Here is a 26755-nt window from a genome sequence, read left to right as displayed (position 1 = left end):
GGAGGGGTATCAGGAGAATTATATCCCCGATATAATAGAAGGTATCTTAGATTTAGATTCCGTAGGCGTGAAGCCTGATGTGGAGTCTGTGGCTGAAATTCAAATCACCACTGAAGTTTCTGATGAAAAGCGTGTCAATGTTACCCTTCCGGATTTACCCGATATAAATGAATATATAAATTATTTAGAGGAAGTATGGGATAGTAAATGGTTAACCAATGATGGCCAGTTTGTACAGTTGCTGGAAAAAAAACTAAAGGAATTTATGGGTTTAAAAAAGTTTTTACTTGTTTCTAATGGTACTTTAGCCTTACAAATTGCTTTAAAAGTCCTGAATATAAAGGGCAGTGTTATTACCACACCCTTCACCTTCGCTGCCACCACCAATTCCTTACTATGGGAAAGATTAAATCCGGTTTTTGCAGACATCGACCCTGAAACATTCAACATTGATCCTGAGGATGTAGAACGGAAAATCACCCCAGATACTACGGCCATAATGGCTGTACATACTTATGGTAATCCCTGTGACGTGGAACGCATTGAGGAGATTGCAAAAGATAACGATCTCATGGTCATCTACGATGGGGCTCATGCCTTCAATGTTCAGTACAAGAATCGTTCAATTTTTTCCTACGGGGACATATCCACCTTGAGCTTCCATGCTACCAAGGCTTTCCACACCATTGAGGGTGGGGCTCTGGTAACCAAGGACGCAGAAGTGGAGGAAAAAATTAAACTGATTCGTAATCATGGTATTGACACCTCCATAGAAGAAGTGATCCTGCCGGGTACCAATGCTAAAATGAATGAATTTCAGGCTATAATGGGATTATGTAACCTTAAAAATATAGATAGAAGTATTCAGATACGTAAGTTTATTTATGAATGTTACGTGGAGAATCTGCAAGATCTGGATGTGAAATTCCAAAAAATTCAGGCTTCCCAGTACAACTACGCCTACATGCCAGTTTGTTTTGAGGATGAAAAAACAAGGAACCGTGTAGAACTAGCCCTGTCTCAAATGGGTTACTACCCGCGTAAGTACTTCTATCCACTGACCGTTGATTTTGAATACTTTAAAAGTAGATCAAAGGATTTGAACAGAAGATTTGATTTGAAAGCAGCCACTGACGTTTCTAGCAGCGTACTCTGCCTGCCATTATACCCAACTTTGTCCTCAGCAGATGTTTCTAAAATTGTGAGTATCATCAGGGAGGTTATGACCTGAACATTTGTTCTGTTCGTTTAATAAACGTTTTTTTTATTATAAGATGAGGAGAGTATTGTTTTATAAAATTGGTAATGTACAAATGTTCTGTCCAATTGAGAGGATGTGAATAGGGTTTTATTAGTTGTTACTTTATTTTTATAGGTTTTTCTATCGTTGGAGGGGGGATTGAATGGATGATCTTCGAGTTTCAATAGTTATCTTGAATTGGAATGGGTGGAAAGATACATTGGAGTGTTTGGATTCACTTTGGGAAATCAATTATCCAAATTATGATATAATAATTGTTGACAATGATTCCTACGATGATTCCGTTCTAAAAATAAGGAAATACCTTGAGATGGTATTTAAAACAGATAATAGCTTAAAAAAACATTTTGAAGTAAAAGAAACTTCCCAAATGGATTTAAAGGAGGAACCTGAGGAATCCACTAAAAATGAGGTAACCCTTATTAAAGCCCGAGAAAATTTGGGTTTTTCCTGTGGAAACAATCTGGGCATTGAATACGCCTTGAAGTTCACTAAGCCAGATTATCTTTTGCTTTTGAATAATGATACCGTGGTGAAGGGTGATTTTTTAAATGGGCTTCTGGCCCCTGCCATTGCCTATGAAGGGGTTGGAGTGGTGGGTCCTAAAACCTGTTACTTCCCTGAAAAGGATTACATCAATTCTGCCGGTGCACAAATGAAGTGGCCCCTGGGTATAGCCCAAAATAGGGGTATTGGTGAACTGGATCAGGGTCAATACGATGAAAGCCGTGAAGTGGATTCTGTGCTGGGGGCCTGTATGTTGATTAGGTCCCACGTTATTGAGGAAGTGGGGATGCTGGATTCTAATTTTTTCTTAATGATGGAAGAAACAGATTTCTGTTTGAGGGTGGCTAAAGCAGGTTATAAAATATTTTACCAACCTTCCTCCATAGTGTATCATAAAGAGGGATTTTCAACTAGATCTAGTCAGCTTTCACTCTATTATTCCTACAGGAACCGCATCATCATACTGAAAAAACATTTATCACATTCTAAACTAATTATTTATAGTAATCTGATCTTCTTTAGAGCATTAATGGATGCTATGGCCTTCTGGATCAGAGGTGAGTGGAAACTGTCTGGGGCAGTGATAAGAGGTTGCTACGCTGGTTGGAAGTTCTAAAAATTTAATGTTTCTTTATTTTCAAAAAAAGGTAACAGAGCAGATTAAACAGGACAAAAATATACCTAAAAATCAGTTTTTTATGTAGTCCCAAATACAGTCCATGGCATAATCCATTTTTTCTTCCAGATCCACATCATCTATAACGATCCATGAATTTATGGTTCCTGTAATAACTGATTGGATAAACAAGGAGATTTTGGAGTTTTCAATGTCCTGTCTTATTGTACCTCTGGCTTTACCATCGTCAAGGATGTTGTAAATTACATTTAGTAATTTAACAAGCAATTTTTCGTAGCGTTCATGTATGGTGCCATATTTTTTTACCCCTTCCATGAGAAGTACGTGCAGATCTTTATAATCTATTTTTGTACCATCTGATAGTATCGTGGCTTTTTTAGAGTGTTCACCATGACCCATCATTGAAAATGCTACGGTTTTTAAGAGTTCCTTGTGGGAACCCTCACAATCACTGATTCCATCAAGGACAAGGTGATAATAACGAAATATAAAGAGTTGCATTGTTTCATCCATAAGCTCATCCTTACTTGCGAAGTAGTGGTAGAAACCTCCAGAAGTTATATTGGCTTCTTTTTTTAGTTTGCTCAACGTAACATCGGTCAATCCATTTTCAAGATATAACTTAAATGCAGACTCCATGATCCTGAGTTTCGTTGTGATAAATATTCATCTCCCATCATTAAATTGGCAAAACTCGTTAAATTATTCGTTATTATTTTTACTTATTCGTAGGATAGGTTTATCCATATAAATGGGATTCCATCGGTAATTCATGAGATGAACCGTGTTTAGATTGAAATTGTTAGACCATACCTTGAATTCTTCCAATTAACTTCAGTAACGAAGTAAAGGGAGATATTAAGGAAAAAGTGTATTGAAACTGAAGTATCATTGGAAGAACAACGTAAATAAACGATTATTCAGGTACCACGGCGTGAATGTTCATTTAAAGTTTTCAGAAGTTTTATAACAGAATATGCTGCTAAAAGGCTTGTTTTCGGATTTGTTTTGCAGCTCATGTTCTGGGTTGTGGTTGTTATCTCACCGAAGTCACCCACGACATGGATCTCGTGACAGTTTCTGTCGATCTTTGGATCCGCCACGATCTTAACATCTGCCTCCATACCACAGGCAATACTCAGGGCAGCTGCAACGTTGATATTTGCAGGAAATTTACGCACTGCACCGCTTGCTTTACCATCATAGAGTACCTTTTCTGTGTCCGTTGAAATTCCAAGTGACCTTGGAGGTTTTCTGGTGACAAGGCTAACCTCCCTGATTTCACCTATGGAAGCTGATTTGACCCCGTCCAAACCTGCAATGGCCCCTGAAGGCATGTAAATTCTGGAATCATTCCTCTTGGCCAGATCTTCCAGGTGGTGTTTAAGATCCTGGTCCATCAGAGCCCCCAAACTCATAATAATAACATCACTTTTAGACTCCAGAACCTTGGGAACGATTTCCATCACTGCCCCTGGGGAAGCAGCCTCAACAATCAGATCCACGTAACTGAGCATGTCCTGCACATTCTGGACAGCCACACCTCCAGCATGTGATGCAAGATCTTCTGCCCTTTTCATGTCCTGGTCGTAGAAGAATTTGATGTGAACACCAAGGTTTTCTTTCAACGCAAAATCTGTGATTGTTCTTGCTATGGCACCGCAGCCCACGATCCCTACAACGGTGGTACGCTTTTCAACAGGATCCAACGAGTTTTCAGGGCCAGATACAGGAAAGGTGGCATCAGTCACCTTAGTTTCCATTAGTTCCTCAACAAGAGTTCTGTTCATTTTTACACACCTCTACTAATTTTTTGAAGCTTTAAACATCCTTAAAATGGCTTTTTTTGCTTTTTTTGCTGTTTCCTCATGAACCCGAACCTGGACTTCCCCATTTAAAAGACAGTTTTTGATCTTTTCAACTGTGTGCAGCTTCATGTTCTTACAGACTGCCTCATTCAGGGCAGGAATGAATGTTTTATCAGGATTTTCTCGCTGCAGACGGGTTATCATATCCACTTCAGTGCCCACAATGAAGGTTTCCCCTTGGGATCGTGCCACGTGATGGACCATGTCTCCTGTGCTCAGCACTTCATCAGCCAAGCTTTGCACCTCAGGATCACTCTCTGGATGGATGAGCATCTCTGCATCGGGGTACTGTTCCCTCAGGAAATGTAAGTATCCCTCATGGAACATTTTGTGAACGTAGCAGTGCCCGTCTTCAGGCAGGGGTATGATCTTCTTATCCACCCTCCGGGATACGTAGCCTGCCAGGTTCCGGTCTGGGCCGAAAAGGATCATTTCGTTGGGCAGACTTTCAACCACCTGCACCGCATTTGCAGAGGTGCACAGAACATCTGCCTCTGCCTTAGCCTCAGCAAGGCTGTTAACGTAAAGCACCACTGCAGCATCAGGATAAAGGATTTTAGCACGTCTGATGTCCTCTGCAGAGAGCATGTGGGCCATGGGACATTCTGCTCCTGCATCAGGGATGAGTATCTTTTTACAGGGATTGATTATGGCAGCTGTTTCTGCCATGAAATCAACCCCACAAAAAACCACCATGTCTGGATCCTCTAGTTCCAGTGCCTTTATGCACAGTTCAAGGGAATCACCCACAAAATCTGCAACTTCCTGCACATCACGAGGTTGATAATTATGAGCCAGTATCAGCGCGTTTTTTTCCTCTTTAAGTCTGAGAATTTCCTGGAGATGGTTTAACATGGGGATCACGTTTTGAAATAATGATGATTTGGTGAATGTAAAATAATGATGATTTGGTGAAAATTTTTTAAAATTTTTTGATATGAGTTTACAGGATTCAATTTACAGATATGATTCAATATAACAAACTTTAGACTTTTTTGGAAGTATCTGAGTACACAAATGTTGTTTTTAAATAATTAGGGCATCATGAGGTGGTTTTGAGCAAAGGTAAGTTAGATGCCCTAATCTATGTTTGATCTACAAAAATCCTTCAATTTTTTTAATATCTATCAATCAACCCTCAAATGGCCCCTGTCAGATCAACGTTTAGATCCAGTTTCCAAATACCCTCCCCCATATCAGCAACTGGAGATATGATATCCTCTATTTCTACGCTTTTTATGATTATGTCCAGCTTTCCAAAGGCATCTAAAGCCGTGCTAATGGCTCTTTGGACATCTTCTTCGTTGGAAGCGATTCCTTCAACAGCGATGGCTCTTCCACCATTGGCATTTATCTGGTTGGTGAGGCTTTCCAATGCTTCCTTCTTCCTTGCAACCAGGACAATGGATGCTCCCTCATTTGCAAAGAGTTTAGCAATTTCATTTCCTATCCCTGTATCTGCACCGTCAACAAGTGCAACCTTGTTTTCCAATTTCATATGGAACACCTGCATACTTTGGTAGAGAAGTGATTTTGGATTTTTAGTTGTCAAGACCTGTGATCCTTATTCCTCCGAATTGGGTTTTGTTTCTTATGTTCAATCCAATGAGGAGCGGGGTGATCTTCTCTATGATCTTGGCCCTTTCCAGTGGGCCGCAGTCTATGACCTTGACACCGGGGATCTTCTCGATGAGTTCAGATGCCACGACCTTGGAATCTACATCATCACCGGAGATAAGACAGTCACAGTCGATTGGTTCTTCGTAGTTCATGAGGGCTGCTGAGCTGATGTTGTTGAAGGCACATATCACGTTGCTCTCAGTCAGAATCCTTGCGGATCTCTCTGCTGCTGCACCATCCCAAAGGTCCAGGTAGGTTATGGGTGAGCCACCTATTGCTGATTCTAAAGGTCCTGTAGCATCCAGTAATGTTTTACCCTTTGCTGCTTCTTTAATAGAAAGTAGGGTTGATTTTTGAGCAGCCAGAGGTACCGTTAAAACCAACAGTTCAGCTTCTTCTGCTGCATCAGCATTTTCAGCAGCTTTGACATTTTTTACTTCACCCAAAAAGCCTTTGACTTTATCAACAGCTGCTTGAGCTTTTTCAGCTGTTCTTGAACCTATTATAACTTCTTCTCCAGCCTGAACAAATCTTATTGCAATTCCCAGACCCTGTCCGCCAGTTCCACCTATTATCGCTATCTTCATCTTAAACACTCCTTTTTTTATTTTTTTTAAAAAATAAAAGAATGAAATTTATTCTAAGAGGACGACTGGTTTGATTAGGTCCCTTGGTTTCTCCCTCATCAATTCTAGGGCGTCTTCTATTTTATCGAAGCCTTTGAAGGTGTGGGTGACCATGAGCTCTGGATCCATACGTCCGTAGGTCACAAGGTCTGCCAGTCTTTCCATTCTGGTCCTTCCACCAGGGCAGAGGCCTGTGATTATGTCTTTGTCAGCCATACCGAATCCCCAGTTCACACGGCAGAGTGGTATGGTGTCCTTTTCACCCTGTCCTTTACCGAAGTAGTTGTTGTTTGAGATTTTTGATCCTGCTTTGGCCATCTTCAATGCGTCCAGGAGTATTTCAGGGCCACCACCTGATACTATCACACCGTCGACACCCACTCCATCGGTTGCCTCCAGGATCTGGTCTGCTGTGTCTCCATTTTTGTAGCTGATTATATCTGTGGCACCGTATTTTTTAGCTACCTCAACTGAGATTGGTCGGGTTCCAACTGCGAATATTCTTCCTGCACCAAGTAGTTTTGCACCTGCTACACCGCAGAGTCCAACCGCCCCTATACCTAACACTGCCACAGTTGATCCGAGTTCGATTCCAGCGTTTTCAGCACCCATGAAACCTGTACTCATCATATCGGTGATCATGACGGCTGCTTCCTGGGACATTCCCTCAGGTAGATGTGCCAGGTTGTTGTCTGCCAGGTTGACGTGGAAGTATTCACCAAACACACCGTCCTTGAAGTTTGAGTACTTCCATCCCCCACATGGACCTCCAGTTTGTGAGGGGTAGCCACGCTGAACTGCTTCTGAATCCCAGTCCGGGGTGATAGCTGGTACAATTACCCTGTCTCCCGGTTTGAAATCCTTAACTTCGTCTCCAACTTCGTCAACGATTCCTACGGCTTCGTGTCCCAGGATCATGTTGTGCCTGTCACCTATTGCTCCTTCCCAAACTGTGTGGACATCAGAGGTACATGGAGCCAGTGCTGTTGGCCGAACTATAGCATCCCTTGGACCACATTTTGGCCTATCCTTTTCTATCCATCCTACTTCACCTATTTTCAACATTGCAAATCCTTTCATTTTTTTCACCTCGTAATTCTTACAGAGAGATTACTCTCTATAGTATATAAACATACCGAATAGTTGGTCTGTAACGATTGATAATGTAAGTTTGTAGAGAGTGTTCTCTTTTTTATAGAGAGCATTCTCTTTTTAGTTGCTTTGAACATGGAATTTTAGAGGGAATCCTTACAAAAAAGTAGGATATGAAATGTTAAACAATAATTAAATTCATTTTTAATGAATAAAAGATTTTTTAAAAGATAATAAAATTTTAAAAATTTATTTAGGAGTTAATAACGATTTTTAAATCAAATTAAGGATTATGAATCGTTTAATGAGTGGAAAATCAAAGAAATGTCTTGATTTTTTATGCACCTTAAACCTTCATGATTCTCCACGATGCAAAGTCCATTTTTATCCAAAGATGAACACCTCCCCATGTTGCCACTGTCGATCAAGCATTCAAAAACAGTATCCCCCATTAAAAAACCTAAAAAAAGGAAAATATATTAGGTTGTTCCCATTACTAAATATTGTAACTTAACGATTGATAATTTTTCAGGGATCAGTTTATAAAAATTAAAAAGAAGGCAGCATATGGAGACAAAAGTTAGGATCATGGAAACAGCCTTTAAACTCTTCCTAGAAAAGGGATTTGCTGATGTTTCGTTGAACGAAATCATAAAAAAATCGGATATAACCACAGGCGGATTCTACTACCACTTCGACAGTAAAGAGACTCTGCTGGTTGAAGTCATCAACAAGTACATTTTCAACTACTTCAGTTCAATCATACAGGAGATGAGGGAGTGTAAGGGCACCCACAAGGAGAAATTGAAAAGGGTGATACTGCTCATTGTTGGGGATGATTCAACCATCAACGAGACAACACAGCTTTGTGAAAGCGCCGAGAAGATAGACTACAGGACCCTGCACCTGCTGCTCTTTGAGGGTGTTCAGAAGTACGAGATGATAAGCAAGCGCTACACAGAATTTTACTACGATCTCTTTGATTTCATCAAGGAAGTCATTGAGGACGGTATGGCTCAGGGCGTTATCAGAGAAGACATCGACCCCACCGAGATCTCCCTAACCATTGAAACCATCATGGTGGGAACAGTCCTCATGTGGATAGGAATGCCTGCAATGCCCCTGGGAGAAAGGATGGACTCAAACATAAACCAGCTTTGGAGTTTCATAAAAAAAGCGGATTAATTCCGTTTCATTTTTAATTCAAAACTTCTTAATTCAAAACTTTTAAAAACTCATAACATTTCAATCCTTTACTTTTTGAATCCTTTTTTATTTAAATCAATTTTTAATTCTAAATTAAATCTTTTGTAGGTCAAATTTAGTAGTTATTTACCCTTTAAATATTTCTTTTAGTACCAATAGAGTTTTTATAGATTATTAACGGAAGTTGAAGAACCTTCCTTGATGAAACATATCACTTACTCCCACCTTTACAAACAGAATATTCGCTATGTTTATATAGTGGGTGCTGTATGAAACTTAATTCAAGGATTGTCAAAGTGGGATGGATCCAATTGATGGATAAATCTTCAAGGATTTTTAGGAGGGAAAGCAGATGATAATTGTAACAGCAAAAATAAAGGCCAAAAAGGGTGAAAGAGACAAGATCATTGCAAAATCTCAGGACATAATCAAATTCAGTCGTTTAGACCCTGGTAATATCAGTTATAATTTGTACGCAGACACAGGGGATGATGACCTTCTGGTGATGCTGGAAGAGTGGGAAAGTTCCGAACTTCTGGAGGCCCATATGCAGACGGAACACTTCAAAGCATTCGGCGAAGCTATTAAAGATAGTATCGCTGAAGAGATGGATATTGGAGTTTATTCAGCTGATAAACTGTAATTATATTTAAAATATGAAGTATAATGGACTTAAAATAGGGAGTATATATCCTTAAATAAATCAAAATGAACTTTTTTTTATTTTTAGTATTACTCCTATAAATCTATGAAAAGAGTTTAATCTATGAAAAGAGTTTTTCAATAAAAAGAGAGATAACATCCCCGTTTACAATGGGGGACTATTGAACTATTTTTTGATGGCTTCAAGGTTTTGAAAGGTGCCACCTTGGACTGTACTCCTTCTCATAGCCTGTTACTCCATCGTAATCAACACCAGTTACTGATGATGTTAATTCTGCACCCTGAGCATGTTTTGGGTTGTATTCAAGAACACCCCACCTGCCTGAGGATGGATCGTAGTTCAGCCATGTCTTGTAGTACCATCTGTAGGCGTAGTTTGAACCATAAATACCTGTGGGCATGAACCACCCACTTATAGTGTTTTTGGTTACTGTTACCCTTGAAGTTTTGGTTACTACTGTTTTTGCACCGGCCCTATCCTTTGCACTGGAATCCAGTGAAGAGTTGACCTCAACATCGGCACTTGAAGGTTTCGGTACAGTGGCGTTTAAAACCTGACCCAGTGATCTGGTCATATGCTCCTCTGTCCAGGCACTGCTGGATTTTTCAGAATCTTCAGAACTGTTTTTGGTTTCAGAGTTGTAGTGGCCGTAGGATCCATTGATGGCCCGTGTGTAGTAGCCCTGATCCTGGAACCATGGCTGTACCTTGGCCACGTTGTACACCTCTGAGCCTGTTTTCTGGCTGTTATCTGTAAGGTTTGTTGTTTCGTTCAGTTTTTCATTAAAATTTCCGTTTAAACTATCTTTCACAGTATCATTTGTTTTGACAGCACCTGCAAAAGGCAGGGCACTGAAAATCAGACACAACGTAAAAACCGCTGCGTATTTACATTTTCTATTAATTGTACCGCCTCCACGTCCCAACTTCATAAAGACTTGTTTTAGAACTTTTTTTGGTACCTTCTTTGATCACTTTAACATGATATATAAATATTTGGTCCTAATTTCTAAAAAACAGAGAGTAATGTGCTCTTTTTTTAATTTAAAAGCATTTAAGAAGGTATTAAAAGAAGGGTTCTGGAATGAGCTTTCTTAGTTTGTAATTTAAGTAAAAAATGGTTATTCAAGGGTTATTTATGAAAAAAAGCGTTCCCCAAATGATTTCTATTGGGTGCATGCAACGCGTTAAGATATATGACGTTAGCGTGCTGATTGATAATTTCAAGTTCTGATTCTGAGGGTATTAATTTAAAAATAATAAGGTTTTCAGTTGAATTTATGGTTTTTAAGTGTTATTATTGATTTTAACATTTTTTAGATGAATGATCACACAGTGCAGTAGTTCATAGGTGTACCTTGTTTTAAACTAGTATACGAGTATAAGAAGATATACCCAAAGTTCAAGGTATAATTAATAGGAGCAGTATAGTTAAGTATACTTGAACTTGAAAGTTTAATAAGTTGAACCAGTATAATTAAATATACCTAATGTTGCAGGTGATCATCATACCAATATTACCACTTGGAGTTCCCTCAGATTTGGAAAGGTACTTCTACAACCGAGAAAAAGACCTTAAAAGATTAAAAAACCATTTAAATGCATTGAATGAGGATGTTGCAGAACAAATACTCATCACAGGATACAGAGGTGTGGGGAAAACTTTTCTTCTTAAGAAAATGTTAAATGAACTGCCAGATAATATCCTTGTCTCATACATAGACATATCACGGGTCTACGGAAATCAAAGGGGAAATCTAAAAGAAGAACTGATAATGCAGTACTTATTGAACTCAATGAATGAGGCCTTGAAGGATAGTTCTGGAAAACTGAAAAATATATACAACACTGTGAACCATTTTTTAAGCAAAATAAGCCTGAAAAAATACGATTTTAAGGAAGCAGGAAACATACTTGGAGTTGCAGTTCCAGAGGGTCGCAACGACTATGAAAAATTGAGCAAATTTGTAATGGAATTTCCCCAGAAGGTGGTTGAATCATCAACAAATATCCAGGGGTTTGTAATTGTAATTGACAAATTTCAATTGATAGGTGAACTGGAAAATCCAAGCTCATTCTTCTGGCTGATTCGAAGTTACACCCAAAATCAGGACAATGTAAGCTACATATTCACGGGTTCAGTTTCAAAAACAAGTGAGATAATCCAAATGATAAACGGGCAAAACGGTGCATTCGGTGGAAGGATGATCCAGGTGAACATCGATCCATTCACACAGGATGAACTACAGGGTTACCTCAACGAGAAGGTGGGAGAACTTAAATTCACAGAAGATGGATTCCGGAGATTTTATGAATGTACAAGGGGTATCCCCGCATATATAAACAGTTTCTGCAATACCATGTCGTCTGGGGAGGTTTACAACAGCGAAAAAATTAAAGAAACCTTCTTCGAAAAGATGGATCAGATCACGGTTATGTGGATACAGATCTGGGGAACCCTGTCCATCCACGAGAAGGAGATCGTGATATCAATAGTTGACAAAGGTCCGCAAAAATGGAACGATCTACTGAAAACCGTACCTGTATCCAGAAATACCCTGGCAAAATATCTGGATATCCTTAAAAACAAGGGAATTGTTGTGTTCAGCGATCAAGATGGCTATAAAATAGAAGAAAAAATGCTTGAAGCCTGGATCAAACATAAAAAGAAAGTCAACGGTTACTACCCACCTTAGAATATCTATTTTCTGTCCTTCTTCTTTTTATCAATAATTTCTTCATAGGTTTCAAGCAGTATCTTCTCCTTGAAGTTCAGGGCTTCACCCTTCCTTTCAAGTTCATCATGCCTTTTTTCAAGCTTTTCAATCTCGGCTTGGTTTAAAAGTTCGGCGTACTTCTCATCCAGTTTTTCCTGCTCTTTCTTTATCCGTTTTTCATCCCGCTTCAGGTACTTGAACCCCATGTGATGCACTCCCTGTAAAAATTGTTATTATATTCTGTCCCTTTTTATATTAATAGTGAGGGGTTTTACAATTCATTGGAGATTGATTTTCAGATGCTCCAGTGAGAATATTATTTTTTAGAACACCACAATGTTTCAAAGGCGTGAAAATCTTTTTAAACCCCAAAAATCAATGCTACAACTATTTTTAACCTTTTTAAAGAACTGAACCAATGATCTGAGTTTGAACCTCGAACTATTTAATAATACTTATTTTAATAAAAATAATAAAGTATAAGTAATTGTATTACTTAATTAATAAGTAGTAATACAAATGAGGTGATAAAAATATGAAGAGAATTGCAGCCCTGCTTATTGCAACCGTGATACTTTGTGCAACGCCCTCTCTCGCAGTTGCAGTTTCTGCAGATTCGCAAAACAGCAATCTAATAAATTTAAGGGGGAAAGGAACTGATACCGAGCTTGATGATCCTGAGTTTGAAATTCCAATTGAAAATGAAACTGCAGATTTGACAGCTCCAATTGAGGAGAACATTACGTCAGACATAATTCAAGAGGACAACAGCTCCCTGAAGATTACAGAAGAAGAGACCAATGAAGACTCTTTATCTGATGTTCCCAGTAACACAACAGGGGTTGTTATGCAAACAACCAACTACACCTGCGGACCTGCATCCCTTGCAACCGTTCTGAACAATCTGGGCTTCAATGCAACAGAGATGGAACTTGCAGCCCTTGCAGGTACAGATGAAAATGGAACAACCATGTACGGACTGCTTCAGGCAGCAAGATCCAAAGGTTTAAATGCAACTGGTATGAAAATATCATCAAATGATCTTAAAAGTAATAATATTGTGTACATGACTGTGAACGGAGGAGCCCATTACAGCGTGATACGTTCAATAAACAATGAAACAGTATTACTTGCAGATCCAAGCCTTGGAAACATCAACATAACACGTGAAGAATTCGAAGAACAGTACAACGGCTACGCAATGGTCGTAGATGATCCCAAAGCGAGTGCTCTGGAAGAATCTGCAGTTAACAGTGAAAATAACCCAGACAAATCCTCTGGAGACAGTGCACCAGAAACCCCCATAAATACCTGTAACGATGCAAATTCAACCCTTGCAAATCCCCAGAACAGGACTCTAAGTCAGGATGAAATGATGGAGATAAAGGGTAAGAACTGGAAGTACCGACTGAAGAAAAAAGCTAAAAATAAGAAGAAAAAGAAAAAATGGAAAGCTCCTAAGGTAAGATGGTCCTACAAATGGAAAGGATGGGGGCGTGTGAAGAACAGAGTGTACTATGGTAGATGGATGTATGTTGGAGCGTTCGGTATGGTAGGAGCTATCGGTGCTGGAGGATGGGGCTATTGTGGTTTACCTGCAGCAATGGGAGCATGGCACAAAGGTGCAAAGGAATATATGAACCATCTAAATGAGGTCAATTAAAAAAAAAATATCTTTTTATTTTTTAAAAGATGGAGGAATAAAAATGGAAAATATTAATAAAGAGTGGTCCTTAGGATTGGTTATAATTGGATTATTAATATTATTTTCAGCACTAATTATAAAACCATTAACACTTATGAATATATTTTTTATGTGTTTTGCGATCTATTTTATATCTGTGGGAATCCTTAAAAAAGGCCATGAAGATACCATAGCAATTATAGTAGGAATCTCACTTTTAACATCCACAATAATTTGGACTATGATAAAAAATGTGTCTATTATAAGTTATCCCAACATTCTGTACTTAATCACTTCTTTACTCTTTATTATTGGAGGAATCCTTGGTCTTTTAGGATATATTCCTCAATGGTTCTACAAACAAAATATTTAGATCGATTAAGAGGGTAACATGACAATAACCCTAAACCTCAAAAATAAAGATTTTTCACCATGGTTAGTTATAGTAGGACTATTTATCATCTCAATAGCCTTAATTCCAGGGCCTTTCACACTTATGACCATTCTCATCATCATCCTTGGAATTTATTTCACAGTTTCAGGACTCCTTAACAAACGCCACGAAGATACACTGGCCATTTTAATGGGAATCTCCATTTTAACCTGCACTTTGATCTGGACTTCAATAGAAGGGACCGATATTACAAACTACTCCAAAATGACTTATATTGTCATTGCACTAATCACCATAATCTTGGGGATTCTGGGATGGATGGGATTGGTTCCAGAGTGGTTCAGATCCCTTGGGAGATGAGTTATGGTGGAAATAAGTAATAAATCACAGAAAATTCTAAAAATGGCCCTTAAAACAGCCATTTTGCTTGTGTTTTTATACGTTAGTCTTATAAACCCACAGGGGATTGAATTAAGGTTTTTAATGGCTGCAATAATGTTTGCTGTAATAATATTTCCTTTAAAAGCGTGATATTAATTAAACTACTTTTTTAATGATTTACATTCCAGTTTAAAGGACTTAAATTAACATAAAGCCCTCTATAGGTAAGTGGCGGTGAATAAAAAAATACTATTTCTTAAATGTTTTTCTACAGAAGAAAAATAGTGGGTGATTCATGTAGGCCCATTTTTATGAAAGAGTTTTTAAAATTGAGGTTCATATTATTACCCAAGGTAATTATCATGAGGCTTAGAAAGGATTTCATAATCAAACCTAATATCAATGCTCCATACGATGAGGAGTCTGAGAGGCATGCAGACTGGCTTGAACTCCTCTTCGATCTGATATTCGTTGCTGCAATCTCCCAGCTGGCACTGAACCTCACTGCAGATTACTCTCCCATCATCTTCTTAGAGTACATACCTGTGTTCTTTGCAGTATGGTGGAGCTGGGTGGGCCACACATTCTACCTCAGCCGTTTCGGTGCAGACGACATGTTCAACAGGTTTCTGACCATGATGCAGATGATTGTTGTTGCCATGATGACCGTGAACGTTAAAGACGCCCTTGGCTCCACAGGATTTGGATTCGCACTTTCCTATGCATTCTTAAGGTTCATACTGGTTGCAGAGTACCTCCGCATCTGGAGGCACGTGCCTGAAGCCCGCAGCCTCAGTAAAAGGTACATACTTGGTTTCGGTGCTGCAGCCATGATATGGGTGGTTTCAGCCTTCACACCTCCACCATTACGCTTCGCACTCTGGGGACTGGGCCTTCTCGTGGATGTAATAACACCCATAACCTCTGGGAAGATTCAGGTGAGCCTTCCGCCCCATCCAACCCACATACCCGAGCGTTTCGGACTCTTCACCATTATCCTCATAGGTGAAACAATCATCAGCGTTGTCTTCACTGTTATAAATGCAGGGCTCAGTATTTTAACTGAATTTACAGGTTTCATGGGGCTTCTCATAGCCTTCAGCATATGGTGGGGTTACTTCGAGGAGTCAGGTGGAGCTGAGGCCCACGTTCAGGAGGCAGGGCATCAGGTGGCCAAGTACCAGCTCTGGCTCTACTCACACTTCCCCCTCCTTCTTGGAATCGTTTCAACAGCAGTTGGAATAAAACATATCATATACCTTGGAACGGGATTCATGCCTTCAGGAGAGGTATGGCTTTTAACCTGCTCCCTGGGACTTGCACTCCTCTCCCTAACCCTGGTCTTCATATCCTCCTACAGCATGGAAACCTGTAAAGACTGGGCCCTTCAGATATTCAGATTACCCTACTACGTTATAATAGTTCTGGTGGTACTTACAGGCTTTTTAGGCTCCACCTTACCAGGATACATGATACTCGGAATTTTAACACTGCTTTGTGCCATTAAGATGGTTCTGAGCTTCAGGGAGCCTCCTGCTGTTTGTAAGATGTATAAATAATTCTGGATACTTTAAATAAAAAAACTTAGATTCCAGAGTTTTGTTTACAGTTCGTGAACAAAAAGTTTATGGTACGTAAACATGTTCTGGATCAATCCCTAAGACATAGTGTAGATTGTAATTTGAATAACCTACCCGTCGTGAAAGGATTTTACAATTCGTCTTGTCACCCCATAATTTGTATTAATTATTTAATAAATATTAAGATTTATTGTCTTGTGCTTACACATGCTGATCCACGGTTGCAATAAATTTCCAGTCAAAACACATGTTTTACTCAATAGTTTCTATTTACAGTTCCATTTATTTGATATATAATTTTCTATTTTCTTGTGATCGTAAAGGTTTAGCTTAAATATTTCAATTAGTAATATAGGGTAATATAAAAGATTGGGGATGATTAATATGAACTGCCCAAAGTGCGGTTTCAACAATAACACAGATGCAACTTTTTGTAAAAAATGTGGATACAATTTAAATAAAAATAAAAGTAAAATAAATAGTTTTAATGATCAGATAAACATTTTAGCAGTTTCTTTAGGTTTGATAGTTTCTATTATTTTCCTTTTCATAGGTGCTGCAGGTTTTATTGGAGTTCCAAACTCAGGGATACCCCTAGCTGCATATGTGGTCTTGGTCTTTTTTGTTGTGGCCTTTTTTGGAGCACTGGTAACTGGTTTTTTAGGCTGTGAAACTTCCAAGGATGGAATCATAAATGGTTTGTTCCTGAGCCTCATCATACTGATAGGTACCGCATTTTTATTAGCAGTGTTCGCATTCATAACTTCTGGAATTACTGCGGTAATTTCAAGTGCATTCGCTCCACTGGCCTCATCATCATCTACACTAACAGCATCAACAACCGCTACAACCGCATCAGATGTCACAACAGCCGCATCTTCAGACGGTATTTTACAGTTGTTACTTTATATTTTAGAGTTCATTGCTTCAATAGCTCTAGTATTTGTTGCAGGTGCCCTTGGAGGATCATTTGGGGTTTTCATCAGAAAAGGTATCAGAAACCTTTAGATTAGGGAGTGTAAAAATGATATTCTGTCCTAAATGTGGTTATAAAAATGATGAAGATGCAGCTTTCTGTGAAAACTGTGGGGAGAACCTTCGTTCAAAATCAGAAAACGGCAGCACAGTTTCTGGCATGAAAACATCCACAAAGCTACTTATTGGACTCTGCATAGTCCTGATTGCAGGGCTTGGAGTAACTTCAGGATTTCTGCTCCAGATGAACGGTGCAAAGGCCAACCCAACAAGTTCAGTTAACCAATCAGCAGCACAGGTGACGTACAAAGCAAGCTGGCATGAAGTTACAAGTTTTACAGGTGCAGCAGATGACATGAGAAGCTTCAACACCCAGGGAAAACAGTTCAAGGTTGTTATGTCTGCAACACCCCTCTTAAATTACAACGTTAACTCCATGTCCATGGATATCTCAGATTCAAACAACAACCTGTTGACAAGTGGCAGCCTTGAATGGGAACCCACAGAGGCACTATCTGAGAAACAGAAGACTATTGAAGTAACTGGACAGCCTGGAACCTACTACCTGAACATATACTCCAACGAACTTGAAAACTGGACCGTTAAAGTTTACGATTACTACTGAAGGAAGTGCTGAAATTGTTTTGCCCAAAATGTGGATATGAAAACGATTCAGATGCTGTTTACTGTGAGAAGTGTGGGAATTCATTGAATTCAAATTCAGGTTCAAGGACGACGATTATCTTGATAGGAGTAGTTGTGCTCCTCTTAGCAGGACTGGCATTAACAGCAGGAATGGTACTGAATGATACACAGAAAACTGTGATGAACAATAGCTCTGCACCCCATAACAATACAACGGTTGAAAAACAAACTCCTACCACCAGCACCAGTAAAACTACGGTGAAAAAAGCCAATGTCACAAGTTCAGGGGCTCCTTATTATGTTAACGATCCAACAGGTGACACAAGGGTCTGTCCAAACTGTGGGTCAAATAATTGGGAAAGTACCGGGGCCCAAACCGAAACAGAATCACAACTACACTGTAACTACTGTGGTTACACGTGGTGGGAGCCTGTTCCAGAAGATTACCAGTGACAAAAAGTTTTGTGATGAATTGAAATATTAATTATAATTTTAAGGATGTAAAAATAATGATTTGCCCAAAATGCGGACATGAAAATGATGAAGATGCAATTTACTGTGAAAAATGTGGAAAAAATTTGAAGAAAACGTCAGGAACATTAGGAAACCAAACGAAACTGTTGATTGGTCTCTGTGTGGTCCTCATACTCATTGCAGGTGTGACTGCAGGTGTTCTCATGAAGAATTCACAGAACACTTCAAAAGCCAATGAGGGGAGTGATGTTTCAAAGGACCAGATCTCAGAGGGTACAGGATTCCCTGTTTCCCTGGCACCAGACCTTGCATCTGAAATAGAAAAACAGAACGGAACCTTTGAAACCATCAAGTACGGTTCTGTCAGTCTTGATAAGTATCAGTGCATTTACATACTCTCAAAGGCCACTGTGATGCTGAACAAAAATGAATCAGGTAACATCACCATAAAAAGTGTTGGAGCTCCTGACAGTCCCTACGGCTTCGTTTCAACTGGCAGTCTCTCAAAGGATAAGTACGTGGACGTTGCATACAGAACCTACAACTGGATCAACACCAATGGAATTGCACCAAACTACGTGGGCATATCAAATCCAGGACAACCTGATCTATCCCCGGACACGATTTTAAGTGTGCTTTCAGATGTTCTTTCACAGTACAAGTCCACAGGAAAGCTTCCTGAAACTGTGGCGATCTGAAAGGGTGATCTTCAGTGAAAAAGCAAAGTGCTGTGGTGATCCTTTCCCTTTTCATTCTTTTCGTGGTTGTAGCTGCAGCATCATTCTATCTGTACCCTGGAAATGATGTTTCAAGCACAGGGGATTCTCAGTTGAAGGTTCTTGGAACTGAATCCTACGGCACGGTTGTGAGGGAGGGTCCCTATGGAAACACCACTTCAAAGGTGAAGATAGCCTACATCGTGGGAGTGCATCCAAAGGAGGCCAATGCACACCGTGCAATCAGAGAAACCATAAAAAACCAGTCTAAATCCCTTAAGTACTGTTACTACATCTACAGGATCAACGTTACAGAGGATGCAGATAACTACAATAAGGGAAGAAACAACGGACAGGTTCTGGCCCGTGACTACGCTGTACCTGATATTGTGAAGAACGATTTTCAGCTAGCTGTGGATGTGCACTCAAACGTTGGAAACTGGAAGGAGAACAGGTTTATATTCACACCTGTTGAGAAGGAGGGTTCAAAAGAGATGGCCATGAAAATAAAGTCTGAACTTCCATGGTTAACCTACTACGTACCTCCAAACCCTACAAGCACCCAGTACGTGACTGTTCCATTGATAAATGGAGGAGTGCCATCTGTACTCTATGAGACCTATACCCATGAGCCCTACAGAACAACTCTGGAGCATGCTGAGGAGTTTGTGCAAGTTGTGGATGGTCTGGACTTGGGATAATAGGGGATTAAGATTTTTAGAATGATACTGGAGGATCAATGAAATGTTTTGTCCAAAGTGTGGATATGAAAATGATTCAGATGCACGTTACTGTGAAAAATGTGGTACATCATTAATCAAGGATAAAGGACTCTCTAGAAACAAAAAATTTTTTATCATTGGAGGAGTGGTCTTAATTGCATTTTTAGGAGTTTCCGCAGGTTTTATCTTACCAGGATATCTTAATCATGGAAATAATTCAAGTAATTCAAGCCTTTCAAATCAAACAACGGTTGCATCAACCCATGGAAACAGTAACAGTAAGAACAGTACAGCTAACAAAGCCCATGTAATCGATTCTGGATCTACATCTGGATACGATGATTACTACTGGAATAGTGACTTTAACTATAAGTGGAAGGCTTATGAGTACGATAAAAATCATATAGAGATTAAAGGTACCATATCTATCCTTAACCCTCCAAGTACCATTGAACAGAACACGATTCTAAGAAAGGATCCAACTGCAACCAACCCAGAACTTGTGATCATTGATGTTTCACCCAAGATGTCTGGAAAGAGTGGCTATGAAACGTACACAACAATGCAGGGCTATTCAACAGTTGAAGACTATTACATGGACTATTTCAGATCCAATTTAATGGAGAATGGACCCTTCAGATAATGAGTTCAGGGAGGGGTTTTTACAACCCCTTTATCACTCCTTCAACCACTGATTTCATTTTTTTTGATTTACTTCAGAATTGTCTTAAAATTGATTTTAGAAGGGTTTTTGGGATGCGTTATAATAATCTTTAAAAATAATCTTTGTAGAGATAAATGCTGAATTTCTTTTTTTTATCAGTAAAACAAAAACCATTTTAAGAAGATTCTGTTTTATGGATATAACAGAATTTATGGTTCATGACATCCCCTGTTGGAGAATGTTGTTGCTTCTGTGTGTTTAAATTGTTTTTCTATTATGGCCCTTAGTTGTTGTTTCGTTTATGAATAAAAATGATAATTTAAAGGTACGAATAATACTGCTGAGTGGTTCATATAGTAGTTAAAAATAGCTTTATAACTGCACTGACCATTATTGAGTAGGTCACATTGATCATGGTCCCTGCTAAGAAGAAAAGCGAATTTTTATGCATATCCTCACTTCTAACTATTGTTTTAGCTGCAAATATAATGGCTAGGGCCACGTAGGCATCTAAAAGCATGAAGGTCATTATTAAAATGTTCTCACACTTACCAATTACAAAACCAGTATCTCTATCATTAACTGAGACAGTTTCACTGAGTTTTCCATGGGAAATTCTGTTTAAAATAAAATTTAGAATTATTCCACTTGTCAAAACTAGAAACAGGTATCCTCCAATTACCAGAAGTATCTTCAAAAGTTCCATTTCACTCCAACCTGTCTGAATATAAATTCATCGCCACCTCCAAATTTTCTTCAATGGGTTTGATTTTATCCCACATAGATTCTTTCAGATTTTTAGATACAGCCTGTTGACTTATACCCATTCTATCTGCAACAATTTCCTGATTACCCTCTTCATCATAAATCCTTACGATTTCACGCCTGCGGGATGACCAACTGTTTTTTATCATAGTAATCAGATTGAACTGCCCACCAAGGGCTGTATCAGTTAAATCATCACCAACTGACATTTCAAAGAGCAGTCCACTTTTTTTTAATGAAACCATCATGTTGGATGCTCGGTGAAATGCCGGGCCGTCCATCTGTGTTACGTCCTTCGTTGATACTGCTGTGTCTATCAGACCACGTACCAACACGAATCGCATCTTCTGAGGTTGTATTTCATTCCATATAAAATCCAACATCTCGTAGGTATTTTTAACACTTTTAAAAACGCACCCTATCTCATCTGCACCCTTGATAATTTTTATATTTGCATATAAATCATTTTTATATCTCTGATTAACCTCAAAACAGATCTGATTTAATTTTTTTTGAAAATCTTCCCTGTGATCCAGTTTGCGTGAGGCCACAACATCACCAAGTAATAGGTAGAGTTCCCCTTTCATGGTACCCTTTATGTTCACAACACCATATAAAAACAACCATATAAGTTGTAATTTAAATATACAACCCATATAGTTGTACAATCTATTTGGTTGTAAATAGGGTTTGCAAGGTCATGAAATAGGATCAATCAACTGAATTTATGTCGGATATTGCGTCTTCAACTGCATCCCGCACATAATGAACTGGATCACTTCTCAACCTTTTAAGGGGAATTAACGACTTAACAGATCTGATCTTTCCCAATCCAATAGCAGCATACCTCCTTGTTTCAGGCGTAGAATCTTCTAATAAATTTATTAAATCATTTTCAGCACTTTTATCACCTATTTTACCAAGTGCAGAAGCAACCAACTTTCTAACATCAGAATCTTTGTCTTTGGCTGCCCTGGATAAAAATTTAATATAATTTGGATCTCCCATCTCACCTAAAAGAAATGCTGCATGAGCACGTTTATCTGCATCAACATCATTAAATAGAGTTATACAGATATCTACCACTTCAGATTCGTCGGGTTTAGAGAGATCATCTGATGTGGAATTGATCTCTTCAGGATTTGAAGAGTTATCCCTTGTTTTATCATATTGTCCATCTATAGCCTTTAAAAATATTTCACCGTAGTTTTCCATGAAACCTTTACCAATGCCCTTGATTGAGATCATTGCCCCCGGATTGGTGGGCTTTGATCGTGCCATCTCCCTGAGTGGCTCATTACTACAGATTAAATATGGTGGAAACTCCTTTTTCCTTGCAATTTGATTCCTTAAAGACCTCAATTTTTCATATAACTCTTTATCAACACCTTCCATTAAATTTTCATTCTTTTTAAGTACGATGTTCAATTTTATGGGTTTTTCATTGAGTAAAAATTCAGTTCCCCTATCTGTTAATGATAGAACCCTTCTCTGATAAAATGAAACATCATTACTTTTAATGAAACCTTCAGCAATGAGTGATTCTATTAGAAGCTTCAATTGCATTTTGGAGAAGTAATAAAATAGAGAGTAAGTTAAAAGTTTATTCAAACCATTATCTATTATAAATGCAGCCTTTGAACCCCTTAAAACATTTATTGTCTTGTTAAAACCCACTGGAAATGGCATTTCACTCAATGAAAAAAGTATCAGCCTGGCTACTGTGGATTCATAGGAGTTTATGAATTTTGTAATCAGTTCCTTATTTTTTTCAAAAAGGCATTCTTCTAGGGATTCATAGTATTTAAAAGGTTTTCCACATTTACAGTTATCCCAACCAGTTCCTTCTTCGCGGGAATTGATTTCATGGTACTGGTTGCAACCTTCACAGATCATGTAGGGCATAACATCACCATGTAATAATATTACATAAGTTAGTAATATTAATTTCCCTTGTAGTCTGGAAAACTATGTATATCTGCAACCAGCGCACTCCTTGGAAGGTTCTGGTAAGTCCAACCTTAACCTCCTTTTCATTATATTCCTGCTTAAAACATCACACCATCATTTTAGAGTTATATTAAGGTGGTTTGGACGTCGTTCATCCGGGCTTTCTCAAGTTTCCCATCACCCCTTATATGGAGGATCTTAACTCCCCTTCTGAGGAGGGTTTGACTTATAAGGTTGTGCCTGTGACAGTTGAAGGGGTTTTCCTCACTGCACATGAGAGAGGTTTTCCTGGTTTTTAGAAGCTCCATAAGCTGGGATATTCCCTCCCTGTAAGAGAGTTCACCTTCGATCAGACTGTAAACAACCTTTCCATCTTCGTAGTACTTCTCATCCCTTGGTTTGCCCCCTATTTTGTCACCTAAAAATTCGTAGCCCACACCTTCATCTTCCAGGTTTGCCTTCAGTTTCTCCCTGTTGAAATGTGGAACGTACTTACTGTAGGGGGAGCTGCGCACATCCACGATCAACTCTACACCATGGGATCGGATTAGTTCCAGGAAGGTTTCCATGTCTACGTTGCTGTGGCCAACTGTGAAGAGGTAGTTTTCATCTTCCATAACGATTCCTTCATTTTATTGCATAGGTTTCTATGATTAAGCGTATCAATTTCTAAGTTATATAAATAACGTTTATATGATTATTTGAGGGTTGTAATTGTTTTTAGGAGTGTAACTTCCGATGATGGAATATGTGGAATTAAAGACTGTAAAAACCTAGTTTTGAGAGGATCCAAGAGAGTTCAATTCCAATCCAATCACAGTTAGACTTGTTTTCATAGATTTAGTTACTACCGTATAAATTTTAGCTACCAAGGTATAAATATAAGTGGAAATCATAGAATGTTTAGTGATATCCAGTAATTATACTGTTCAGATTAGACAAAGGTAGGGGGCCTGGCATTTATAGATTTAGATAGGATGTATCCTTCATGGGAGGAGCTGGAAGATGAATTAAACCCGGCAAAAAGAGCGTTAATTTCTTTTTTAGATAATTATATTCCTGAAAACTGGAAGATATTTGTTGAACCATGTTTGAATGGATCCTACCCAGACCTGATACTCCTAAACCCTGATAAGGGATTCATGATCTACAGGGTCATGGAAAGCTTATCAGAAAGTGTCAGTCCTGAAATGGATAAAAAACAGCTTGACTACTACAGGAACAAAATCATTCAGGAACTGGTACCAGATATGGCTGAGAAGATGGATGTCAACCCTAAAATATTCGTTGTTACTCAAATTGGGGTTTACATCCATGATCTGGGAGGGGAAGAGGTGCGTGAAAGGTACTCAGATTATCCTTACCTTGCTGCTGGGGGTTACGATGACCTGGATGAGGTTGGTCTGGGTGAGATCCTGCCGGGTGTTGAATATACCACCAGCAAGTTCATGGAGAGTGAATGGGCAGACGAACTTGAATCATGGCTGAAACCACCCTACCACAGGGAAAAACGCACCGATCTTGAACTAACAGACGAACAGAAGAAACGTTCAAAACCACAGCCCGGACATAAAAGGCTTAGAGGATCAGCAGGCAGTGGAAAAACACTGGTTGTGGCTTACAGAGCAGCTCAACTTGCTGCAGAGGGCCATAAAGTGCTGGTCATCACCTACAACAGAACCTTGTGGTACTACATCAGGAGTATCGTGGATAAAACACCCTACAACTTTGAATGGTCCAACGTAACCTTCAGACACTTTCATGGGTTCTGCCGTGACATTCTAAATGAGCTCATGGTTCCAATGGATGATATCAACGATGCACCCTTCATAGTTGATTATTCAATCAAGGATCGTGACATAGAGAAGTTCAAATTCGATTCCATACTCATAGATGAGGGTCAGGACTATGAATGGGACTGGTACCATCTCCTATCACAGTTTCTGAATGGACGTGACGAACTCTTCTTCGTGTGTGATAAGAAACAGAATGTCTACGATAGGGAGCTGAACTGGATCGACAACATGGGAGACTTCAAGGGTAAAGTGAAGTTCAGGGGAAAATGGCCAGAGTTGAACACTGTTTACAGACTTCCCAAGGAGATAGCTCAGGTTTCAAACAGGTTCAGTGAAGAATACGGCTTGGATCAGTCGGTTCATATGGATTTCTCCCAGGCCACACTTCTCAAGGACTCTAAAATCTTCCAGTGGAGGAACATCCAGATGGGAAACTGGCTCTCTGATGTTATGGAAGCCTACAACACCATAAAGAAGCTGGGAGTTAAGGACAACTCTGAAATCGTTATACTGGTCCCTAAAAACAGTACAGGTATTGAACTCGTTGAGTTCTTCAAGGGGATGGGGGTTGATGTTGACCATGTTTTCGTTGAGGGTAAGAAGTGGCGTAACAAAAAAACCTTTGTTTCAGGTAATGGACGTTTGAGGATCAGTACCATACACAAATTCAAGGGCTGGGAGGCTAAAAATGTTATCATGCTTGTGCCCACAGACTGGGCTGGAGATGAAAACCTGGATTCCATTGTTTACACAGCCATGACCCGAACCCTTGAAAATCTCATAGTCCTCAATGCAAATGAGAGGTACTGGGATTTTGGAAGAGAATTTGAGGAAGATGAAATCCTGGAGGAGGTTGAAGAGGATCTTAATGGGTACGAACTTGAAGCCTGGATGGAAACACTACCATATCCACTGGCTTCCATACTCTGGGCCGGTGTCAGCAGTTTCAACTACGAACACAAGGTGAAGTACCTTCTGAACTTCTTTGAAGCCCTCTCAGAGTTCAACTTCAACCTGATCCTCAGTGGATTCGCAACGGACAGAATATTCTTTGAAAGGGAAGTTTCAGCTTACCTCCAAAAGGAGAAGGAGTACCGTGAGGACTGGTTTGAAAAACCATCCTTCGGTATCTGGAACAACCTCTACTACAACATGGCATCCATCCTTCGAAACCAACTCATAAACAGTTACAGACGTGATAATTGCCTTAAATTCTTTGGAAACCCTAAGGTTGAATTTCTGGAAAGTTTATCAAATTTTGAACTTGTCATGTTACTTAAGGAGGTTTCAAAGCACCGTAACGTGTGGGAGGGTCATGGTCCACGAGTTTCAGAGGATGAGTACCATAAGAGGTACAAGGTTCTCCTGAAGGATCTCTTCAAGGTCAGGGATATTCTCCAGGATGTTTACAGGTACAGCTTCCTGGTGATCCCGGTTCAGGGCACAATGGAGAATGGTGAGTACAGTTACACAGTTAAGAGGTACATGACAACCAGATCCCCCTTCAGGCCCATGAACCTGGACAGTAACTCTCCACTGGACAACAGCAAGCTTTACCTGGCAACGAGCAGCAGGAAGGATCATCTGGAATTTCTACCCCTTTTCATAAACGTGGATGATGTTTGTTACTTCTACAACGGTAAGAATGAGGAGACAGGACTTGCAAGGTACAACTCCTACCACTACGACAAAGAACCTGAAATATTAGTGCCCTTTGACAGGTTGGAAGGGGTTTTGAGGTTGGTTGGGTGAAGGAGGGTTCAGATTTTTTAAAAAAATAGATATGTTTAAAAAATAGATAGGGCCTTGGAT

29 protein-coding genes are annotated in these 26755 nt (G+C 39.4%); 17 read left to right on the top strand and 12 right to left on the bottom strand.

Annotated features, from left to right (window positions below):
* The first annotated feature begins 67 nt into the window (after nt 1–67).
* Nucleotides 68–1231 carry a DegT/DnrJ/EryC1/StrS family aminotransferase gene (locus MCBB_RS04415; protein WP_197668944.1) on the top strand — a complete coding sequence of 388 codons (1164 nt, stop codon included), beginning with the start codon at nt 68–70 and terminating at the stop codon, nt 1229–1231.
* 172 nt (nt 1232–1403) lie between these two features.
* The gene (locus MCBB_RS04410) at nt 1404–2384 is read left to right on the top strand and encodes a glycosyltransferase family 2 protein (protein WP_071906621.1); all 981 of its coding nucleotides are present in this window, start codon (nt 1404–1406) and stop codon (nt 2382–2384) included.
* Nucleotides 2385–2456: 72 nt separating this feature from the next.
* Here MCBB_RS04410 and MCBB_RS04405 read toward each other — a convergent pair whose 3' ends face one another.
* From MCBB_RS04405 to MCBB_RS04380, 6 genes are all read right to left on the bottom strand, one after another.
* Complete coding sequence (locus MCBB_RS04405) at nt 2457–3044, bottom strand: TetR/AcrR family transcriptional regulator (RefSeq protein ID WP_084789773.1); 588 nt, start codon at nt 3042–3044, stop codon at nt 2457–2459.
* A gap of 281 nt (nt 3045–3325) precedes the next feature.
* A complete protein-coding gene (locus MCBB_RS04400; protein WP_084789770.1) occupies nt 3326–4195 on the bottom strand; it encodes an aspartate dehydrogenase in 870 nt (289 codons plus the stop codon).
* A gap of 15 nt (nt 4196–4210) precedes the next feature.
* Nucleotides 4211–5128 carry a quinolinate synthase NadA gene (gene nadA, locus MCBB_RS04395; RefSeq protein ID WP_071906619.1) on the bottom strand — a complete coding sequence of 306 codons (918 nt, stop codon included), beginning with the start codon at nt 5126–5128 and terminating at the stop codon, nt 4211–4213.
* Nucleotides 5129–5411: 283 nt separating this feature from the next.
* Nucleotides 5412–5771, bottom strand: coding sequence for an SDR family NAD(P)-dependent oxidoreductase (locus MCBB_RS04390; protein ID WP_071907990.1), 360 nt, complete (start codon nt 5769–5771; stop codon nt 5412–5414).
* Between the two features lie 43 nt (nt 5772–5814).
* Nucleotides 5815–6480 carry an NADPH-dependent F420 reductase gene (npdG, locus tag MCBB_RS04385; RefSeq protein ID WP_071906618.1) on the bottom strand — a complete coding sequence of 222 codons (666 nt, stop codon included), beginning with the start codon at nt 6478–6480 and terminating at the stop codon, nt 5815–5817.
* A gap of 48 nt (nt 6481–6528) precedes the next feature.
* Nucleotides 6529–7608 carry an NAD(P)-dependent alcohol dehydrogenase gene (locus tag MCBB_RS04380; RefSeq protein WP_269454996.1) on the bottom strand — a complete coding sequence of 360 codons (1080 nt, stop codon included), beginning with the start codon at nt 7606–7608 and terminating at the stop codon, nt 6529–6531.
* Between the two features lie 570 nt (nt 7609–8178).
* Here MCBB_RS04380 and MCBB_RS04375 point away from each other — a divergent pair.
* Nucleotides 8179–8796, top strand: coding sequence for a TetR/AcrR family transcriptional regulator (locus MCBB_RS04375; RefSeq protein WP_071906616.1), 618 nt, complete (start codon nt 8179–8181; stop codon nt 8794–8796).
* 373 nt (nt 8797–9169) lie between these two features.
* The gene (locus MCBB_RS04370) at nt 9170–9460 is read left to right on the top strand and encodes a putative quinol monooxygenase (protein ID WP_071906615.1); all 291 of its coding nucleotides are present in this window, start codon (nt 9170–9172) and stop codon (nt 9458–9460) included.
* A 202-nt stretch (nt 9461–9662) separates the two neighbouring features.
* Here the strand turns inward: MCBB_RS04370 and MCBB_RS04365 are convergent, their stop codons facing one another.
* Nucleotides 9663–10412, bottom strand: coding sequence for a peptidoglycan-binding protein (locus MCBB_RS04365; RefSeq protein ID WP_231916407.1), 750 nt, complete (start codon nt 10410–10412; stop codon nt 9663–9665).
* Nucleotides 10413–10970: 558 nt separating this feature from the next.
* On the opposite strand from MCBB_RS04365, the gene MCBB_RS04360 reads away from it, so the two are divergent.
* Complete coding sequence (locus MCBB_RS04360; RefSeq protein ID WP_071906613.1) at nt 10971–12176, top strand: AAA family ATPase; 1206 nt, start codon at nt 10971–10973, stop codon at nt 12174–12176.
* Nucleotides 12177–12181: 5 nt separating this feature from the next.
* Here MCBB_RS04360 and MCBB_RS04355 read toward each other — a convergent pair whose 3' ends face one another.
* Complete coding sequence (locus MCBB_RS04355) at nt 12182–12403, bottom strand: hypothetical protein (RefSeq protein ID WP_071906612.1); 222 nt, start codon at nt 12401–12403, stop codon at nt 12182–12184.
* Nucleotides 12404–12732: 329 nt separating this feature from the next.
* Between MCBB_RS04355 and MCBB_RS04350 the strand changes: the two genes are divergently transcribed.
* From MCBB_RS04350 to MCBB_RS04305, 11 genes are all read left to right on the top strand, one after another.
* Nucleotides 12733–13860 carry a C39 family peptidase gene (locus tag MCBB_RS04350; protein ID WP_071906611.1) on the top strand — a complete coding sequence of 376 codons (1128 nt, stop codon included), beginning with the start codon at nt 12733–12735 and terminating at the stop codon, nt 13858–13860.
* A gap of 43 nt (nt 13861–13903) precedes the next feature.
* Nucleotides 13904–14254, top strand: coding sequence for a hypothetical protein (locus MCBB_RS04345; protein ID WP_071906610.1), 351 nt, complete (start codon nt 13904–13906; stop codon nt 14252–14254).
* Between the two features lie 18 nt (nt 14255–14272).
* The gene (locus tag MCBB_RS04340; RefSeq protein ID WP_071906609.1) at nt 14273–14635 is read left to right on the top strand and encodes a hypothetical protein; all 363 of its coding nucleotides are present in this window, start codon (nt 14273–14275) and stop codon (nt 14633–14635) included.
* A 3-nt stretch (nt 14636–14638) separates the two neighbouring features.
* On the top strand, nt 14639–14806 hold the full coding sequence (locus tag MCBB_RS12070) for a hypothetical protein (protein WP_171899086.1): 168 nt from the start codon (nt 14639–14641) through the stop codon (nt 14804–14806).
* A 212-nt stretch (nt 14807–15018) separates the two neighbouring features.
* On the top strand, nt 15019–16215 hold the full coding sequence (locus MCBB_RS04335) for a low temperature requirement protein A (protein WP_071907989.1): 1197 nt from the start codon (nt 15019–15021) through the stop codon (nt 16213–16215).
* Nucleotides 16216–16620: 405 nt separating this feature from the next.
* Nucleotides 16621–17244, top strand: a complete 624-nt coding sequence (locus MCBB_RS04330) for a zinc ribbon domain-containing protein (RefSeq protein WP_071906608.1) — start codon at nt 16621–16623, stop codon at nt 17242–17244.
* A 16-nt stretch (nt 17245–17260) separates the two neighbouring features.
* Nucleotides 17261–17836: a zinc ribbon domain-containing protein gene (locus MCBB_RS04325; RefSeq protein WP_145976008.1), complete on the top strand. Its 576-nt coding sequence runs from the start codon at nt 17261–17263 to the stop codon at nt 17834–17836.
* Nucleotides 17837–17850: 14 nt separating this feature from the next.
* A complete protein-coding gene (locus MCBB_RS04320; protein WP_171899085.1) occupies nt 17851–18309 on the top strand; it encodes a zinc ribbon domain-containing protein in 459 nt (152 codons plus the stop codon).
* 56 nt (nt 18310–18365) lie between these two features.
* On the top strand, nt 18366–19028 hold the full coding sequence (locus MCBB_RS04315) for a pseudomurein-binding repeat-containing protein (RefSeq protein ID WP_071906605.1): 663 nt from the start codon (nt 18366–18368) through the stop codon (nt 19026–19028).
* 14 nt (nt 19029–19042) lie between these two features.
* Nucleotides 19043–19747 carry a hypothetical protein gene (locus MCBB_RS04310; protein ID WP_231916406.1) on the top strand — a complete coding sequence of 235 codons (705 nt, stop codon included), beginning with the start codon at nt 19043–19045 and terminating at the stop codon, nt 19745–19747.
* Between the two features lie 43 nt (nt 19748–19790).
* Nucleotides 19791–20411, top strand: coding sequence for a zinc ribbon domain-containing protein (locus tag MCBB_RS04305; RefSeq protein ID WP_071906604.1), 621 nt, complete (start codon nt 19791–19793; stop codon nt 20409–20411).
* Between the two features lie 370 nt (nt 20412–20781).
* On the opposite strand, the gene MCBB_RS04300 is transcribed toward MCBB_RS04305, so the two are convergent.
* The 4 genes from MCBB_RS04300 to MCBB_RS04285 all read right to left on the bottom strand — a co-directional run bounded on the left by MCBB_RS04300 (nt 20782) and on the right by MCBB_RS04285 (nt 23764).
* Complete coding sequence (locus MCBB_RS04300) at nt 20782–21138, bottom strand: hypothetical protein (protein WP_071906603.1); 357 nt, start codon at nt 21136–21138, stop codon at nt 20782–20784.
* Nucleotide 21139: 1 nt separating this feature from the next.
* Complete coding sequence (locus MCBB_RS04295; protein WP_071906602.1) at nt 21140–21802, bottom strand: SatD family protein; 663 nt, start codon at nt 21800–21802, stop codon at nt 21140–21142.
* A gap of 106 nt (nt 21803–21908) precedes the next feature.
* Nucleotides 21909–23102 (bottom strand): HEAT repeat domain-containing protein, encoded by a 1194-nt coding sequence (locus MCBB_RS04290; protein WP_071906601.1) that lies wholly within the window; start codon nt 23100–23102, stop codon nt 21909–21911.
* A 170-nt stretch (nt 23103–23272) separates the two neighbouring features.
* Entirely contained in the window at nt 23273–23764 is a 492-nt protein-coding gene (locus MCBB_RS04285) for a DUF488 domain-containing protein (RefSeq protein WP_071906600.1), read from the bottom strand.
* A gap of 360 nt (nt 23765–24124) precedes the next feature.
* Between MCBB_RS04285 and MCBB_RS11860 the strand changes: the two genes are divergently transcribed.
* A complete protein-coding gene (locus MCBB_RS11860) occupies nt 24125–26695 on the top strand; it encodes a UvrD-helicase domain-containing protein (protein WP_084789766.1) in 2571 nt (856 codons plus the stop codon).
* Nucleotides 26696–26755 lie beyond the last annotated feature (60 nt).

The organism is Methanobacterium congolense (assembly GCF_900095295.1).
GTDB lineage: Archaea > Methanobacteriota > Methanobacteria > Methanobacteriales > Methanobacteriaceae > Methanobacterium_C > Methanobacterium_C congolense.
The sequence above is the reverse complement of the archived record's forward strand: the minus strand, read 5'-3'. Positions and strand labels throughout refer to the sequence as shown.

What these genes read in the sequence shown, in the direction of transcription:
- npdG (WP_071906618.1), bottom strand. Translation starts at nt 6,480, where the DNA reads ATGAAGATAGCGATAATAGGTGGAACTGGCGGACAGGGTCTGGGAATT.
- MCBB_RS04285 (WP_071906600.1), bottom strand. Translation starts at nt 23,764, where the DNA reads ATGGAAGATGAAAACTACCTCTTCACAGTTGGCCACAGCAACGTAGAC.
- MCBB_RS04350 (WP_071906611.1), top strand. Translation starts at nt 12,733, where the DNA reads ATGAAGAGAATTGCAGCCCTGCTTATTGCAACCGTGATACTTTGTGCA.
- MCBB_RS04360 (WP_071906613.1), top strand. Translation starts at nt 10,971, where the DNA reads ATGTTGCAGGTGATCATCATACCAATATTACCACTTGGAGTTCCCTCA.
- MCBB_RS04375 (WP_071906616.1), top strand. Translation starts at nt 8,179, where the DNA reads ATGGAGACAAAAGTTAGGATCATGGAAACAGCCTTTAAACTCTTCCTA.
- MCBB_RS11860 (WP_084789766.1), top strand. Translation starts at nt 24,125, where the DNA reads ATGTATCCTTCATGGGAGGAGCTGGAAGATGAATTAAACCCGGCAAAA.
- MCBB_RS04355 (WP_071906612.1), bottom strand. Translation starts at nt 12,403, where the DNA reads ATGGGGTTCAAGTACCTGAAGCGGGATGAAAAACGGATAAAGAAAGAG.
- MCBB_RS04400 (WP_084789770.1), bottom strand. Translation starts at nt 4,195, where the DNA reads ATGAACAGAACTCTTGTTGAGGAACTAATGGAAACTAAGGTGACTGAT.
- MCBB_RS04300 (WP_071906603.1), bottom strand. Translation starts at nt 21,138, where the DNA reads ATGGAACTTTTGAAGATACTTCTGGTAATTGGAGGATACCTGTTTCTA.
- MCBB_RS04315 (WP_071906605.1), top strand. Translation starts at nt 18,366, where the DNA reads ATGATTTGCCCAAAATGCGGACATGAAAATGATGAAGATGCAATTTAC.
- MCBB_RS04390 (WP_071907990.1), bottom strand. Translation starts at nt 5,771, where the DNA reads ATGAAATTGGAAAACAAGGTTGCACTTGTTGACGGTGCAGATACAGGG.
- nadA (WP_071906619.1), bottom strand. Translation starts at nt 5,128, where the DNA reads ATGTTAAACCATCTCCAGGAAATTCTCAGACTTAAAGAGGAAAAAAAC.
- MCBB_RS04305 (WP_071906604.1), top strand. Translation starts at nt 19,791, where the DNA reads ATGTTTTGTCCAAAGTGTGGATATGAAAATGATTCAGATGCACGTTAC.
- MCBB_RS04365 (WP_231916407.1), bottom strand. Translation starts at nt 10,412, where the DNA reads ATGAAGTTGGGACGTGGAGGCGGTACAATTAATAGAAAATGTAAATAC.
- MCBB_RS04290 (WP_071906601.1), bottom strand. Translation starts at nt 23,102, where the DNA reads ATGCCCTACATGATCTGTGAAGGTTGCAACCAGTACCATGAAATCAAT.
- MCBB_RS04330 (WP_071906608.1), top strand. Translation starts at nt 16,621, where the DNA reads ATGAACTGCCCAAAGTGCGGTTTCAACAATAACACAGATGCAACTTTT.
- MCBB_RS04410 (WP_071906621.1), top strand. Translation starts at nt 1,404, where the DNA reads ATGGATGATCTTCGAGTTTCAATAGTTATCTTGAATTGGAATGGGTGG.
- MCBB_RS04335 (WP_071907989.1), top strand. Translation starts at nt 15,019, where the DNA reads ATGAGGCTTAGAAAGGATTTCATAATCAAACCTAATATCAATGCTCCA.
- MCBB_RS04370 (WP_071906615.1), top strand. Translation starts at nt 9,170, where the DNA reads ATGATAATTGTAACAGCAAAAATAAAGGCCAAAAAGGGTGAAAGAGAC.
- MCBB_RS04405 (WP_084789773.1), bottom strand. Translation starts at nt 3,044, where the DNA reads ATGGAGTCTGCATTTAAGTTATATCTTGAAAATGGATTGACCGATGTT.
- MCBB_RS04325 (WP_145976008.1), top strand. Translation starts at nt 17,261, where the DNA reads ATGATATTCTGTCCTAAATGTGGTTATAAAAATGATGAAGATGCAGCT.
- MCBB_RS04345 (WP_071906610.1), top strand. Translation starts at nt 13,904, where the DNA reads ATGGAAAATATTAATAAAGAGTGGTCCTTAGGATTGGTTATAATTGGA.
- MCBB_RS04340 (WP_071906609.1), top strand. Translation starts at nt 14,273, where the DNA reads ATGACAATAACCCTAAACCTCAAAAATAAAGATTTTTCACCATGGTTA.
- MCBB_RS12070 (WP_171899086.1), top strand. Translation starts at nt 14,639, where the DNA reads ATGGTGGAAATAAGTAATAAATCACAGAAAATTCTAAAAATGGCCCTT.